The 14927-nt window shown below is 57.5% G+C and carries 16 protein-coding genes and 1 pseudogene; 3 read left to right on the forward strand and 14 right to left on the reverse strand.

The features are described from left to right. Positions 1–50: 50 nt before the first annotated feature. From AC3Y7R_RS14635 to secG, 12 genes are all read right to left on the reverse strand, one after another. On the reverse strand, positions 51–1007 hold the full coding sequence (locus AC3Y7R_RS14635) for a formylglycine-generating enzyme family protein (RefSeq protein WP_490042789.1): 957 nt from the start codon (positions 1005–1007) through the stop codon (positions 51–53). 93 nt (positions 1008–1100) lie between these two features. Beyond that, the gene (locus AC3Y7R_RS14640) at positions 1101–2042 is read right to left on the reverse strand and encodes a formylglycine-generating enzyme family protein (RefSeq protein WP_490042790.1); all 942 of its coding nucleotides are present in this window, start codon (positions 2040–2042) and stop codon (positions 1101–1103) included. Between the two features lie 24 nt (positions 2043–2066). Then, positions 2067–3401, reverse strand: a complete 1335-nt coding sequence (locus AC3Y7R_RS14645; RefSeq protein ID WP_490042791.1) for a glutamine synthetase family protein — start codon at positions 3399–3401, stop codon at positions 2067–2069. Positions 3402–3409: 8 nt separating this feature from the next. Then, positions 3410–4216, reverse strand: coding sequence for an ABC transporter permease (locus AC3Y7R_RS14650; protein WP_490042792.1), 807 nt, complete (start codon positions 4214–4216; stop codon positions 3410–3412). Then, positions 4213–5079, reverse strand: coding sequence for an ABC transporter permease (locus AC3Y7R_RS14655; RefSeq protein ID WP_490042824.1), 867 nt, complete (start codon positions 5077–5079; stop codon positions 4213–4215). Before AC3Y7R_RS14655 ends, AC3Y7R_RS14650 begins: the two co-directional genes overlap by 4 nt. Positions 5080–5165: 86 nt before the next feature. Next, entirely contained in the window at positions 5166–5891 is a 726-nt protein-coding gene (locus AC3Y7R_RS14660; protein ID WP_490042793.1) for a transporter substrate-binding domain-containing protein, read from the reverse strand. A gap of 40 nt (positions 5892–5931) precedes the next feature. Beyond that, positions 5932–6723: an ABC transporter ATP-binding protein gene (locus AC3Y7R_RS14665; RefSeq protein ID WP_490042794.1), complete on the reverse strand. Its 792-nt coding sequence runs from the start codon at positions 6721–6723 to the stop codon at positions 5932–5934. Between the two features lie 96 nt (positions 6724–6819). Beyond that, entirely contained in the window at positions 6820–7566 is a 747-nt protein-coding gene (locus AC3Y7R_RS14670) for a phosphate/phosphite/phosphonate ABC transporter substrate-binding protein (protein ID WP_490042795.1), read from the reverse strand. Next, positions 7563–8009 (reverse strand): tellurite resistance TerB family protein, encoded by a 447-nt coding sequence (locus AC3Y7R_RS14675; RefSeq protein WP_490042796.1) that lies wholly within the window; start codon positions 8007–8009, stop codon positions 7563–7565. The genes AC3Y7R_RS14670 and AC3Y7R_RS14675 overlap by 4 nt, the downstream gene beginning before the upstream one ends. Before the next feature lie 11 nt (positions 8010–8020). Then, complete coding sequence (locus tag AC3Y7R_RS14680; protein WP_490042797.1) at positions 8021–8314, reverse strand: DUF1330 domain-containing protein; 294 nt, start codon at positions 8312–8314, stop codon at positions 8021–8023. Further along, positions 8314–9957, reverse strand: a complete 1644-nt coding sequence (gene pyrG / locus AC3Y7R_RS14685; protein WP_490042798.1) for a CTP synthase — start codon at positions 9955–9957, stop codon at positions 8314–8316. The genes AC3Y7R_RS14680 and pyrG overlap by 1 nt, the downstream gene beginning before the upstream one ends. 167 nt (positions 9958–10124) lie before the next feature. Next, positions 10125–10490, reverse strand: a complete 366-nt coding sequence (gene secG, locus AC3Y7R_RS14690; protein WP_490042799.1) for a preprotein translocase subunit SecG — start codon at positions 10488–10490, stop codon at positions 10125–10127. 143 nt (positions 10491–10633) lie between these two features. On the opposite strand from secG, the gene AC3Y7R_RS14695 reads away from it, so the two are divergent. Beyond that, the gene (locus tag AC3Y7R_RS14695; RefSeq protein WP_490042800.1) at positions 10634–11929 is read left to right on the forward strand and encodes an adenylosuccinate synthase; all 1296 of its coding nucleotides are present in this window, start codon (positions 10634–10636) and stop codon (positions 11927–11929) included. A 10-nt stretch (positions 11930–11939) separates the two neighbouring features. Then, positions 11940–12176: a DUF2842 domain-containing protein gene (locus AC3Y7R_RS14700; protein WP_490042801.1), complete on the forward strand. Its 237-nt coding sequence runs from the start codon at positions 11940–11942 to the stop codon at positions 12174–12176. 27 nt (positions 12177–12203) lie between these two features. Here AC3Y7R_RS14700 and AC3Y7R_RS14705 read toward each other — a convergent pair whose 3' ends face one another. After that, positions 12204–12779 carry a TetR/AcrR family transcriptional regulator gene (locus AC3Y7R_RS14705; RefSeq protein WP_490042802.1) on the reverse strand — a complete coding sequence of 192 codons (576 nt, stop codon included), beginning with the start codon at positions 12777–12779 and terminating at the stop codon, positions 12204–12206. A 161-nt stretch (positions 12780–12940) separates the two neighbouring features. Here AC3Y7R_RS14705 and AC3Y7R_RS14710 point away from each other — a divergent pair, with 161 nt between their 5' ends. After that, a complete protein-coding gene (locus AC3Y7R_RS14710; protein ID WP_490042803.1) occupies positions 12941–13600 on the forward strand; it encodes an HXXEE domain-containing protein in 660 nt (219 codons plus the stop codon). A 106-nt stretch (positions 13601–13706) separates the two neighbouring features. Here the strand turns inward: AC3Y7R_RS14710 and AC3Y7R_RS14715 are convergent. Further along, positions 13707–14927 (reverse strand): annotated as a pseudogene (locus AC3Y7R_RS14715) (hypothetical protein); the annotation flags it as partial.

Below are 14927 nucleotides of genomic sequence, written 5' to 3' on the forward strand. Positions count from 1 at the left end.
TTGGCTGGATAGGGGGGTAATGAGGAAGGGGGAGCGCGGCGGTATTCTCCTTATAATTCTCTGACAATGCGAAATCCGCCACTTCGTGATCGAAATGTTTCAGCACCGTTGCCACGATTTGTGGGGCGGGCATATTCGGCACTTGATTGATATGCGCCACCTTTGCCAACACGACGGCAGTTGGCTATTTCTCTAGCTGCGGCCAAATAGTCGCTAGACGTAGGAAGGCCTAGATGCCGTTCGCTCCAGCATGACATTGTCCGTTCCAGCAAATTTCCCGCCATATGGCGCAACCCCCAAGCGTTGGCAGCGTCGAGTTCATCTACGGTCACAGGGGTTTTGCGATTGTTGGGATCCGCTTTTAAGCGCCCCTCTACGCGGTGAAACACGCCGATATTCGCCTGATCCGTTGTCAAACTGTCACCTTGGGAAAACTTGGTGGTGGTGCCTGCACGCGCCGCGTATTCCCATTCGGCCTCGGTTGGCAGGCGGTACACCTGCGCACCAACCTTGTGGTTCAACCAAGCCACGTATTCCAACATGTCGAGAAATGAGACGTCAAAAACTGGATGACGCGGGTCGTCCACGTAATAATATCCGCCCCCAGCTTTGAGTATTCTAGGGTCCGGCACATGCGAGCAGCCCTTGTCAGCGACACAGGCCAGCCATTCCTCACGGGTCACCTCGTTGCGCCCCATGGCGATTGGACTGTCGATGATCACCTCATGTTCCGGACCTTCAGATAGCATCCCAATCGGCTCCCCCGGTTTGGGTTTGTTCCACAGAAAATATACGGCTTCTGATTGTTCCAGAGGTGCGCCCATGACGAAGCTGCCCGTCGGCAAAACGACCATTTCGGGGCAGGCGTCACAGTCTTGGAACATGTCCAGCGCGGTGACTTGGCGGCCATCGAGCAAACTATAAGGCCCCGCCGCCGCTGGGAGTGCGAATAGGGGGAGGGTAAAACATGCGATTGCATTAAGCGAAACCCGGCGAAGTCGTTTCATTGTTGTCTCACTCCTGAAGTGATCGTGACGTATCAAGCTTTGCTGGGTCGATCAGATGGTCCGTCTTCAAAAGGCATATTAATCTCCAAAAAATTATCTAACGATACGGAAACCTGTTTTCGAAGTCCGACTGTCTTCGGGTGAGCTACCGCGACTTGCGGGGCGGGCATATTCAACATGAGCGCTCCATGTGCCACCTTTAGCCACACGGCGGCAGGATGCCACTCGAGTGGCTGCATCTAGATAGGCGCTTGATGTTGTTAGGCCCAAATGGCGCTTACTCCTACAGGACATGGTGCGTTCTCGAACATTACCGGACATATGCCGTAACCCCCAGACATTGGCTGCATCCAACTCATCCACAGGGACGGGTCTTGTATGTTGACCCGGTAGCGATATAAATCTGTCATCGTCCCTCTTGTATAAGGTAAAGTTTGCCTGCTCTCTCGTTAAAGCATTGCCCTGAGCAAATTTTGTGTTGGACCCAGCTTGTGCCGCGTATTCCCACTCTACTTCGGTTGGTAGACGGTAAACGTCCGCGCCAACACGCGCATTCAGCCACGCAACATATTCCTGCGCATCCAGGAACGACACCCGCATCACGGGGCTACGCGGTTCATCTGCAATCAAATGCCCATCCATTTTATGGATTGTCGGATCTGGATCATGCGTACAGCCATTGTCATCAAGACAAGCCTGCCACTCCTCGCGTGTGATCTCGTTGCGCCCCATGGCGATGGGTACATCAATTACTACGGAATGCTCGGGCCCTTCTTGCGGCCTTCCGGGTTGCTCACCGGGCTTTAGGTTAAGCAATCTAGGCGTATCAACTGTTTGCTCTAGCGACGCACCAAACAGGAAGCTGCCCATGGGAAGCACCACCATTTCGGGGCACACGTCGCAGTCTTGGAAACTGTCCAGCGCGGTGACTTGGCGGCCATCGAGCAAACTATAAGGCCCCGCCGCCGCTGGGAGTGCGAATAGGGGGAGGGTGATCGCGCCAAGAAATGCTGTGCAGAGGTGTCGCAGTGTCATCTAAATCCTTGGGTGGCCTCTCTATTATACCGCGTCAAGGTAGAGGGCGATTTGCGCGCTCGTGCTCAAGGTGGCGTAGTGTTTTGCCTCTTGCGTCTTGGTCATTGCGAAGTTGCGGATCAATTGCTGGGGCAGGATGCGGGGCAGTATGGGGGATGCCTCGAAGGCCTTGATTGCCTCGGCCCAAGTGGTCGGCAGTTGCTGCAAGTCGGCGTCATAAGCCGAGCCTGTGATCGGTGCGGGGGCTTGCATTTCATCCTCCAACCCGATGAGCGCTGCGCCAAGGACTGTGGCCAGCATCAGGTAGGGGTTGGCGTCGCCGCCCGCCACGCGGTGCTCGATCCGGCGCGCGATGTGGGGCCCTGCGGGGACGCGAATGGCCGATGTGCGGTTCTCATAGGCCCATGCGATGCCGGTTGGAGCATGTGCGCCCGGGGTGAAGCGCTCATAGCTGTTGCCGTGCGGCGCGAAGATCAACATGGAGGCGGGCATGGCAGCAAGGCATCCGGCGATGGCGTGCCTTAGGGCAGGGGTGCCAGCCTCGCCGCCGTCGTCGAAAATGTTGGTGCCGTTGGCATCAAGGATCGAGAAATGCGTATGCAGTCCGGTGCCTGCGTGGCTGGCATAGGGCTTGGCCATGAAGGTGGCTGCAAGGCCGTGTTTGCGGGCCAGACCGCGGGTCAGCATTTTGAACAGCCATGCGTCATCAGCGGCTTTCAGGGCGTCGTCGCTGTGCATGAGGTTGATCTCATATTGCCCGATGCCACCCTCGGAAATGGCGGCGTCAGCGGGGATGCCCATGGCATCGCAGGCCTCGTAGATATCGGTGAAGAAGGCATCAAAACTGTCAAGCGCATCTAGCGATAGCACGTCATTTGCCGCGAGGCGTTTGCCTGTGCGGGGCGATATCGGCGGGCGCAATTCGTCGCCCGTGTCGTCGGTCAGGTAGAACTCTAACTCAGTTGCCACCACCGGGCGCAGGCCCAAGGCCTTGTAGCGCTCCAGCACCGCGCGCAGGGCGTGGCGCGGGTCGCCTTGGAACGGCGCGCCGTCGTCGTCGAACATCCACATCGGCAGTAGGGCGGCGGGGGTGGCAAGCCACGGGGCGGGGACAAAGCCGCGCTCGGTCGGGCGTAGGGTGCCATCGCGGTCGCCGGTCTCGAACACCAACGGGCTGTCTTCGATATCATCGCCTTTAATGTCGACATTGAGCACAGAGTACGGCATCCGCACGCTGCCTGTTGCCAGCTTTGGCGCGGCGCTGGCAGGGACACGTTTCCCGCGCGCAATGCCGTTCAAATCGGCAACGGCGGTGCGAATATTGCGCACGGTGGGGTTCTCTTTGAGCCAGCTGTCCATCTTGAGCCTTACCGAATGAGTTGCGGGCGGTAGCGAATTTTGCGGCGAGACGCCTGCGGTATGTGACGATTAAGATGTCGGTTTATCAGCCCGAAGATCCCGATCACCACCAATGTTAGCAAGATGAAGTATCCGGCCAGAATTGGGTAGGGGATAAACGGGTTGAAGGTTTTGTCGGCAAAATAGTTGGCGTAATACAACGCGTCGCCTTTTTGTTGGAACGCCGGGAAGCCGGTGAAAAATACCAGCGTTGTGGCGTGGAACAAGAAGATTGCCTCGTTGGTATAGGCGGGCCATGCGAGGCGCAAAGTGGTGGGCCAGATGATGCGGCGAAACCTGCTCCAGCCGGTCATGCCGTAGGCGTCGGCGGCCTCGACCTCGCCCTTTGGCACCGAGCGCAGGGCGCCGTAGAAAATCTCGGCGGAGTAGGCGGAGGTATTTAGGAACAGCACGATCAACGCGCCCGCCCAAGCAGAGGTTAGCCAACTGAAGGTGCCAGTGGCCTGTTTGAGGGTCAGGAACAAAAAGTAGGCAAGGAAGAACTGGATGAACAGCGGCGAGCCGCGGAAGATCAGGATGAACCAATCAGCAGGGCGGCGCAGCCACGGGTTTGGCGAGGCTTTGGCCACTGCAATCGCATTGGCGACGAAGAACCCGGCGATCAGGGCGATCAGGCCGAAATAGATGTTCCAGATCATCCCCGAGCCGATCAGCGTTGCTTGTTGGCAGATGGTGAAATCTTCACGCGGCAGCAGACGCTCGCCGTAGCCGAGGCTGCGGAAGGCATAGATTTGAACGGTGTCCCAGCAGCTCATAGCGCACCGCCCAAGGTGGCTTGGCCATGGGTGAGGCGCTTCATTATGCGCTCCAGCACGAATTCTGAGAATTTGGTGAAGGCGAGGTAGAACACCAGCAGCCCCAGAAAGTACCACAACCGCCAGTCGCCATGCGGGTAGTCGGTGAAACGCGGGGTTTTGGTGCCGCCCAGCTCGCGCGCCCAGTAGACGATATCTTCGACGCCGAGCAGGAACAACAGGGGCGTGGCCTTGATCAGCACCATCCACAGATTGGACAAGCCGGGCAGGGCGTAGACCCACATTTGTGGCATGGTAATGCGGCGAAAGGTTTGCGCGTTGGTCATGCCATAGGCTTGCGCGGTCTCTATTTGGGCTTTGGGAACCGCGTTCATCGCGCCGTAAAGGACATTGGCGGCAAACGCGCCAAAGACGATGGCGAAGGTCAGTACGGCGGTGAAGAAGCCGTAGATCTCGTGCACCCATTGCGGGGCGTTGCCCAAGGGCAGTTTGGCGGCTTGGCAGACGACAAAATCGCTGCCTTGGCGAATTGGCTGGCCCCAGTCGGGGCAGAGGTATTGGTGGCGCATCCACTCAAGACCTTGGTCCAGCGCTATGACGAAGAACAAGAAAAACGCGATGTCAGGCACGCCGCGCACAACAGCGATGTAGGTTTTGCCAAGCCAGCGCAGCGGCAACAGGGTTGAGCGCGCGGCAATTGCCCCGCCAAAGCCGAATATCAAAGCGGCGGGGGCGGTGATGGCCAGCAGCGTGAGCACGGTTCCAAAGGCCCAATAGAGGCCCATGTGCTTGCCTGTGGTCAGGTAGCAGCTAAGCCAGCTCAGGCCCTCAAGTGTGGATGGATCGGCGCAATGTTGGAAAATTTTGGGGCCTCATCAGAGGTCGGAATTTGGATATTTATAGAACAATGATGGGGGGAGGCGGTGTGCTTCCCCCCAGCTGTTTGTACTTAGAAGGTGGCCGAGCCGGGCAGGTGCTTGGTGATCAGCGCATTCAGGGAGCCGTCGGCTTTCATCGACTGGATGGCTTTGTTGAACTTCTCTTTCAGCTCGCCGTCGCTTTCGCGCACGCCAAGGCCGATGCCACCGCCAAGCAGCACGTCTTCGCCGACAAGGCTGAGGTCGGCTTCGGCTTCTGCCACGGGCTCGAGGAAGGCTTTATCGGCCAGAACCGCGTCTGCTTCGCCATTTTTGACGGCGGCGACGGTTTCCTCTGGGGTGGCGAATTCAACGAGTGTTACACCGTCCATGGCCGCTACGTGGCTGGCTTGGATGGTTGAGGCCTGCGTGGCGATAACGCCGGATTTCAGGTCGATGTCAGCCGACATTGCGAGGTATGCGGACGGGTCCGGTTGGGTGTAAGGGTCCGTGAAATCAATGACTTCATCGCGCTCTGCCGTGATCGACATGCCGGCAATGATGGTGTCATAGTTGCCTGATACGAGGTTGGGGATGATGCTGTCCCACTCGTTGGTGACCCATTCGCAGGTCAGTTCGGCGCGTTTGCACAGCTCGTCGCCCAGCTCGCGCTCGAACCCGTCAACTTCGCCAGCATCGTTGATGAAGTTATAGGGCGGGTATGCGCCCTCGGTGCCCATGCGGATGGTTTTGCCATCTGCGAAGGCGAAGCCTGCGGATAGCGCAAGTGCGGTGGTGGCAAGGATAAGTTTTTTCATAGTGTAGTCTCCCAGGTTTATGAGCAGGTGTTCGTGTAATTCAGGCTGGCACAGTTGCGCTCAGAAATTGTTGCAGCCGTTCAGTCTTTGGCGCGCCAAAGACCTGATCAGGGTGGCCTTCTTCTTCAATCCGGCCTTGATGTAGAAAAATAACGTGGTCGCTGACATCTGCTGCCAAGCGCATGTCATGGGTCACGATTAGCATTGTGCGCCCCTCAGAGGCGAGGTCTTTGATCACTTTCACCACCTCTTGTTCCAATTCGGGGTCGAGCGCCGAGGTCGGCTCGTCAAATAGCAGTGCTTTGGGCTGCATACATAGCGCACGCGCGATGGCGGCGCGTTGTTGCTGACCGCCTGATAATTGCGCGGGGTAGGCGTCGCATTTGTCGCCGATGCCGACTTTTTCAAGTTGGGCGCGAGCGTGGGTTTCCACCTCTTTGCGGTCTTTGCCCAGCACAGTCAGAGGGGCTTCCATGACGTTTTGCAAGATCGTCATATGTGACCACAGGTTGAACTGCTGGAATACCATAGAGAGATTGGTGCGGATGCGGGTGACTTGCTTGGTGTCGCTGGGGTGACGGCGGCGGCCTTCCCCCTTCCAACTGACAGCCTCGCCGCAGAATAAAATCTCGCCCTGTTGGCTGTCCTCTAACAGGTTGGCGCAGCGCAGCAGGGTGGATTTACCCGAGCCGGAGGAGCCGATTAGCGAGACAACATCGCCAGCCTTTGCATGGACCGAGACGCCCTTAAGGACCTCCAGATCGCCATAGGCTTTGTGCAGGTCACGGATTTCTAGAACCGGGTCTAGGATCGGGGGGGTGTTGGCAGGCACGGAACCTCACGGTGAATATAGCAGTACTGTAATAGGGCCGAATTTTGCGGCTTTGGCAATGGGGTTTCGTTGTGTGACGAGAGGGAAGTTAAGTGTTTATGCGATTTGGGGGGCTGGAGGGAGCGGCTGATCTAGATAGGCCTGTGCAGGTATCTGGACGAGCTTTTCCAAGTGCAGCAGCGCGCGGTCGTCTTTGCGTAAATCATGGATTGCTTGTGTGATCGCGAGGCGCAACGCTGCGATATCGGCGTTTGGGCCTGCAATCAGGGGCAGTCCCGGCGTTGGCGTGGTTAAGTCCAACACGCGCAACTGGTTTGCGAGGTCGAGGTCATGGGCGCGGATCAACTCCCAAGTGAGCATATCAAGGGCTGCGATGCGTGCGCGGCCCTGAGCAACCCAAAGCGCGGAGGTCGCATGGGCGCCTGAGACATGGACCGGCGGGATGCTTAGCCCCTGATCCTGCGCCGCATTCCACAACGCGCACCAGCCGGATTGAGACAGCGCCTCGTTGATCGCGACCTTGCCTTTTAGTGTGTCTTCCAGTGTCGTAGCGGGATCATTTGCGGCGACAATAAGGACGGAGCGGTAATATCCAGCGGGGCAGTCGGGCAGGCCGTAATCGGGCGTGCCGACGAGTTGTACACGGGCGTGCAGGCGGGCGCGAAATGGCAAGCCGCAGGTTTGTGCCAGCAACAGATCAGGCGATTGCCAAATGTCCCATAAGTTCGCGGCTCGGGTCAGGTGATCAGGGCCGTAGCCAAGATTTTGATGGATCAGCGCCCAGAGACGATCATGCGCGGCGGCGGTCTCGGGCCGCTCGTACATGGGCAGGGCGGCGATCATGCCAATCGGGCTTGGACCCGTTGGCGCGCAAACGCGCTGTCGCGGTCATTGAGGCCCAGAAGCGGGGCGATAAGGCGCATCGCGCCGTCCTCATTGTGGTCACGCGTGCCATCTGAGAGGATCAATTCCCACAGCGCCTCGACGATCTCGGTGCGCTCTTCAAGGGCAACGGCCTCTTTGATGTCGCGGGTGAATTGAACGGTATCATTGGCTTGGGCTTCGATCTGTTCCGCCTCAAGGCGCAGGGCGGTGGCACCCTCAGGGCCGATATCCTCAAAGTGGCGTGCAAGGATGGCGTCGATCTGGGCCATTTCGCTTTGGGCATAATCGTAATCGGAGCGTGCAAGCCGTACCAAAAGGGCAGCCAGTGACAGGCGCGCATCGCTGGCCTCTAGCGGGGTTTCTTTGGCAGCAGTCAGGCGTTTGAAAAAATCAGCAATCATCAGTCGGTTCCTTAAGGGGTGTAGCCTTCAACGATCACCAGATCACCACTGGATATCGGGTCTCGGATGGCTTTTGCAGCTTGGTATTCGGGGCTATCATAGCAGGCGGTCGCAGCTTCCAGCGAGGGGAATTCGATCACAACTGTGCGAGATTTGGCAGCACCTTCGCGCAGGGTTTGCGCCCCGCCACGCACAATAAAGCGCGCGCCGTATTTGGCAAAAGGGGCTGCGTTGGCCGCTTTGTAATCCTCGTAGGTTTTCGGGTCTGCGACATCAACATGGGCGATCCAGTAGGCTTTGGCCATTATACCAACCTCGAGTTTTCTTTGGCTGCGCGCACAAAATCGCGAAACAGCGGGTGGGGTTTGAATGGTTTGGACTTCAGTTCCGGATGGAATTGCACGCCGATAAACCATGGGTGGTCTTTGACCTCAACGATCTCTGGGAGGCGCCCGTCAGGTGACATGCCCGAGAAGATCAGCCCGTGCTTTTCCAAGTCCGCGCGGTAGGTGGTGTCGACCTCGTAGCGGTGGCGGTGGCGTTCCTCAATGGCGGTGGTGCCATAGATTTCAGCCACTTTGGAGCCTTCGGTCAGCGTCGCATTATACGCGCCAAGACGCATGGTGCCGCCTTTATCATCGGTTTCTTTTCGGCTCACTTTGTTGTTGCCCTGCACCCATTCTTTCAGATGGTAAACAACCGGAGTGAAGCGTTTCTTGCCCGCCTCGTGGTCGAACTCTTCCGAGCCGGCATTCGCCATGCCAGCCAAATTTCGCGCGGCCTCGACCACGGCCATTTGCATGCCAAGGCAGATGCCCAGATAGGGGATTTTCTTCTCGCGGGCGAATTGCGCAGCCTTGATTTTGCCCTCGGTGCCGCGCTCGCCAAAACCGCCGGGAACCAAAATCGCGTGGTAGCCTTCTAGGTGCGGGGCGGCGTCTTCGCGGTCGAACACTTCGGCATCGACCCAATCAACACGGACTTTGACGCGGTTGGCCATGCCGCCGTGCATCAGGGCCTCTTTGATGGATTTATAGGCGTCTTCGAGCTGGATGTATTTGCCAACGATGGCGATGCGGACCTCGCCCTCGGGGTTGTGCACCCGATCCGAGACGTCTTCCCAAACGCCAAGCTTGGGCTTTGGTGCGGGTGAAATGCCAAAGGCTTTCAGCACAGCCGTGTCCAGCCCCTCTTTGTGATAGGCCAACGGTGCGTCGTAGATTGAGGGCAGGTCATAGGCGGCAATCACACTATCGGGGCGCACATTGCAAAACAACGCCAATTTTTCGCGCTCTTTGGTCGGGATCGGGTGCTCGGAGCGGCACACGAGAATATCGGGCGCGATGCCGATGGATTGCAACTCCTTGACCGAGTGTTGCGTTGGCTTGGTCTTCAATTCGCCAGCGGCGGCCAGATAAGGCAGCAAGGTCAGGTGCATGAACAGGCATTCGCCGCGTGGGCGACCATGGGCAAACTGACGGATGGCTTCAAAGAAGGGCAGACCTTCGATATCGCCGACAGTGCCGCCAATTTCGCAGAGCATGAAATCAACCTCATCCTCGCCAATGGCCAAAAAGTCTTTAATCTCGTTGGTGACGTGCGGGATGACTTGGATGGTTTTGCCAAGGTAATCGCCGCGGCGTTCTTTTTCCAACACGGTGGAATAAACGCGGCCGGAGGAAATGGAATCAGTATTGCGCGCAGCGACGCCAGTGAAGCGCTCGTAATGGCCCAGATCCAGATCGGTTTCCGCGCCATCATCGGTGACGAAAACTTCGCCATGCTCGAACGGGCTCATCGTGCCGGGGTCGACGTTTAGGTAGGGGTCAAGTTTACGAAGGCGCACAGAATAGCCGCGTGCTTGCAGCAATGCGCCAAGGGCCGCCGAGGCCAAGCCTTTGCCCAGTGATGAAACCACCCCGCCGGTGATGAATACGTATCTTGCCATGGCTGGATGTGTCCCGCGTTACCTGAAATTATTGGTCAATCGGGGCACCAAAATGCCCCTGCTCACGGGATTTAAGACATAAAGGATTCGGGGCGCTCCCGCAACAGCGCGCCGCAACATTTTGTGGGCGGATACTGCTAACCACCCATAAATAGTATGAATTTGGTTTATTCGTCGACCCGAGGCGGGGTCAGCGGGGCGTCACCGGTTACAGGCAGTGTTGGTGGCAAAAGAGCGTCGCCAGCGGGGGCTTCCACGCCTGCGGGGGCCACAATCGCGTTGCCGTCCAAGACCGAGCTGCCGCCTGCATTGCGCGCAGCCAGTACAGTCAAAGTAACGGATGTAATCAAGAAGGCGATGCCAAAAACCCATGTTACCTTGCCCAATGCAGAGATCGACGGGCGGCCGCTCATGGCGCCACCGCCGCTGCCACCGCCGACGCCCAAGCCACCGCCCTCGGAGCGTTGGATCAGTACGATCCCAATCAGGCATAAAGCGATGATCAGGTGGACGGTAAGAATGATGTTTTCCATGGGGCAGTGGCCTATGACTTATTTGTTCTGTTGGTATGTAGTCGCGGCAGCGCCGTCGTGCAACCCAGCAATTGAGGCTTCCCCCCACGCTGCAGCGCGGCTATACCGACGCGGGTTTCAACTCCGTGACAAGGGAATATAGCATGGCCAATGTGGTAGTTGTCGGCGCGCAATGGGGCGATGAAGGCAAAGGCAAGATTGTGGACTGGCTCTCGGAGCGCGCAGATGTGATCGCGCGCTTTCAAGGCGGTCATAACGCGGGCCATACGTTGGTCATTGATGGCAAGGTCTACAAACTGTCGCTTTTGCCTTCTGGCATTGTGCGCGGAGGCAAATTGTCGGTCATCGGCAACGGGGTTGTTCTGGACCCTTGGCACCTGAAAGGCGAGATCGCGCTGCTGCAAGGGCAAGGTGTTGAGATCAACGCGGATAACCTGATGGTTGCTGAGAATACGCCGCTGATTCTACCAGTGCATGGCGAGTTGGATCGCGCCCGCGAGGAAGCCGCGAATCCCGGCACTAAAATTGGCACCACAGGGCGCGGTATCGGGCCGGCCTATGAGGATAAAGTCGGGCGTCGCGCTATTCGCGTGGCCGATTTGGCCGACCGCGAAACGCTAGAGACCCGTGTGGACCGCCTGCTAGAGCACCACGATGCGTTACGTCGCGGCATGGGGTTGGAGCCGGTGGACCGCGAGGCGCTGCTAACAGCGCTGGAAGAAATAGCACCGTCCGTGCTGAAATACGCGGCCCCCGTGTGGAAAGTGCTGGCTGAGAAGCGCAAAGCAGGCAAGCGCATCTTGTTTGAAGGCGCACAAGGCGCGTTGCTGGATATTGATTTTGGCACCTACCCGTTTGTGACCTCGTCCAATGTGATTGCAGGGCAGGCGGCCACGGGTTCTGGCATGGGGCCGGGGGCGATTGATTTCGTGCTGGGCATTGTCAAAGCCTATACCACGCGCGTTGGCGAAGGCCCGTTTCCTTGCGAATTGGACGACGACGACGGCCAGCGTTTGGGCGAGCGGGGCCATGAATTTGGCACCGTGACCGGGCGCAAACGCCGCTGTGGTTGGTTCGATGCCGTGTTGGTGCGCCAAACCTGCGCGACTTCGGGCGTGTCTGGGATTGCGTTTACCAAACTGGATGTTCTGGACGGCTTTGAGGAACTGAAAATCTGCGTGGCCTACGAGTTGGACGGAAAACGGGTCGACTACTTACCGACAGCCTCGAGCCAGCAAGCGCGCTGCACGCCGATCTATGAGACCATGCCTGGCTGGTCGCAATCAACCGAGGGCGCGCGTTCATGGGCGGATTTACCTGCGGAAGCGATCAAATATGTGCGTCGCGTGGAGGAGTTGATTGATTGCCCAGTGGCGCTCTTGTCGACCTCGCCAGAACGCGAAGACACGATCCTCGTCACTGACCCCTTCGCGGATTAGGGGCGGCTTGATGGCGTTAAGTTACAAAGCCAGACGGCGCTGGGCGTTGTTCATTCTGGTCATCGGGCTGCCGCTTTATATTGCGGTGGCTTGGACCGTGGTTGGCACGTTGGAACGGCCTAATATATTGATTGAAATTGCAATTTACCTGGTCTTGGGCGTTATTTGGGCGCTTCCATTTAAGTTTATCTTCAAAGGCATAGGGCAAGCGGACCCGAACCAAAAAGACGCTGACACAAAAGATTGAGCGGAGTTGGGCTATGTGCCCAACACATTATTCAAGATATTGATCCAGCTTTGGCCCGACTTTCTCCGAGATGGTTTCAATGTCTTGGCCTGCGAGTTCGGGCAGTTTGGCGATGTATCTGCCAATCCCTATCGCGATGAGTTGCATCACCATCAGCTCGGCATCAAGCGGGGTGCGGGTGATCTTTGTGAGTGCTTCAAGAAAGCTTCGGGTCTGAATTTCCCGAAACAGCTCCATTGCGCGCGCAGAGCCAAACGACGTCCGGATAATCGCCTGCATTGCTGGACCTGCATCCGCATCGTCCCAAATTGTCAGGTAAGTTTTGATCAATTCCGTGCCGCTTACGCGACCTTTCAGGGCCTCCAATACCGGCGTGCTTGCCTTGGCAACATCCTGAATGACGGCCTGAAATAAGCCGTCTTTGGTGGAGAAAAAGTGGATAACGGTTGAGGGATCAACCCCAGCCTCGGCGGCGATTGCCCTGATACTTGCGCCCCCATAGCCCCCCGTCGCGAAGGCGTGCCGCGCGCAGTCCAAGATGCTGGCGCGGGTGCTGTCACTGCCAGTTGGCCGCCCTGCAATGCGTGGTTTTCTTTTTGCCATGGGCCTCTCCCAAGTAATCAATGACAGCTTTTCTGTGCCTAACAAATACCCATGATGCGGGGGGTAATGCAACGGGTGTTGGAATTATTCTTGAAATCAAACATATGTTGGATTAATGGATTGATGAACGCGCACTCTGCGCCTTGATGAAAGGATAAATCATGACATGGCTTCGCAATAACTGGTATTTTGTGAGCGCTGGCATCGGGCTTGCCATTTTGGGGGCACTTGCCACCTGCTGGAGCGAGCTATCCGTGCTTCAACGCCTATCCACCGCCAACCTCGCGGTCATCTTCTTTCACTTTTTCGAAGAGTTCGGGTATCCTGGTGGCTTTGGGAAGATGGCTAATACACTGTATTACAAGGATAACAAAGCCGATCCTTCCCGCTTTCCGCTTAATCAGAACATGGCGATGTGGGGGAATTGGACCTTCGCGGTCCTGTTCTACATTCCGCCGATTTTTTACCCGGGCGTTATCTGGCTCGGCCTTATGCCGATGCTCTTTGGCGGTGTTGCGCAGCTTCTTATGCATGGCATCGTCAATAACCGCCTGCTTGGTCGGGGGCATTGGTATAACTCGGGCTTGGCCTCGACTGCGTTGGGGCATGTGCCGCTTTTCGCAGCCTATGCCTACATCGTTCAAACCAATGGCTTGGCAACGGGATGGGACTGGGGGATTGCGGCGGTTTACGCAGTGTTGGCCTATGTCGTTGTCCTGCGGATTGCCATTATGAAGCTTATGGGGGACGAGCACTCCCCCTATCCCTTTACGAGGCAAGAAATGGCTCGTTTCGACAAGCTTTATCACAAGAAAAATTAGACCCCGGGTGAAATTTCAGCCCTTAACGCGAAACGGAGGGCGCATTGCTGCGTCCTCCGTTCCGTGGTTGGTGCCCGACCGGGAGCAGACCCGGCCAGCGGGCCTCTTAGGCGAATTGCGAGCTCTTGGAGAGCTCGAACTTGCCGTTGTCCGTTTTCACGATTTTGCCAGTGCGCAGAAGTGTTCCAAAAGCGCGCAGGCTATCTTCACGCGATGGTGCATCAGGGCCGGAGATTTGCTTTAGCTTGCGCATCAGCATTGGCCGGGTGAAGATCTTTGCGCCTTCAATCTCGACATAGTGACCGGCTGCGGCCTCCAACAGATCAGGCAGTTCCAAAGCCCCGGCCTTTGCCGCATATTCTGCAAAGGTGACCTGGGTCTCGTCGGTGAAGATGTTGCCATCCGCATCCGTCTCGAACTGCTCTTCCATCTCTTCTTGCAACGCCAAATTGCCACGCGTTACGCGACGAGGGCGCACATCCACCGTGGCAGCGGTTGCTGCTATGGCGGGGGTGGCGTCCTCTGAGGTGCCAATGCGTTGCTCGCTGACCAACACCAAAGGTGCGGGGCGATCAGCGCGACTGCTTGAGGCTTGCGGGCGCGATGGGCGCACCGCGGCAGCGAGGTCGCCACGGTAGCTTTCCAACTCTTCCTGATCGCGTTTATCGGCTTCTGAGGCAATGCTGGAGTCGGCCTTGGTTGCTGCCACGGCAGCTTTGAGGTGGGCGATGGAGGCGCGGCGGACCGAACTTTCATCGCTTTCCAGACGCGACCCAGTGGTGCTCATCAGACGTTCAATTGCATCGTCTTCTGCCATGGCAGAGAAGGATTTGCGCTTGGGAGCATCATCCTCATCCAGCAAGTCATTGAGCAATGTATCGTCATCTTGAGTATCAGCCTTTGGGGCCTCTGCGTTTTGGGCGTCCGAAGTCGTTTCCGGGGTATCCAGAGTGCTCGCTAGGCGTGACATAATGTCGAGGTCATCGTCTTGCGAAGGCTCTTTTGTGGTTAGATCATCCGCCGGAGTAGTGGTTTCAACCTCAACCTCAACCTCAACCTCAACCTCAACCTCAGCTTCGGCCTCAACCTCAGCTTCGGCCTCAACTTCGGCTAACTCGGCCATTAATTCGGCTTCCATCTCAGGAGGAAGTTCGGACTCTTTGGCCGTTTTAGCGGCCTCCATGTCGGCGCGAGAAATCTTTTGCACGATGATCCGGCGGCGAGGTTTGGGGCGTGCTTGCACCTCGTCATCCACCTCTGGCGCGCTGTCTTCAACGTTGCTCTGGACTTCGACCTCGGTGTCATCCACCTCTGGTGCGTTGTCTTC

It is taken from the genome of Litoreibacter sp. (assembly GCF_058136045.1).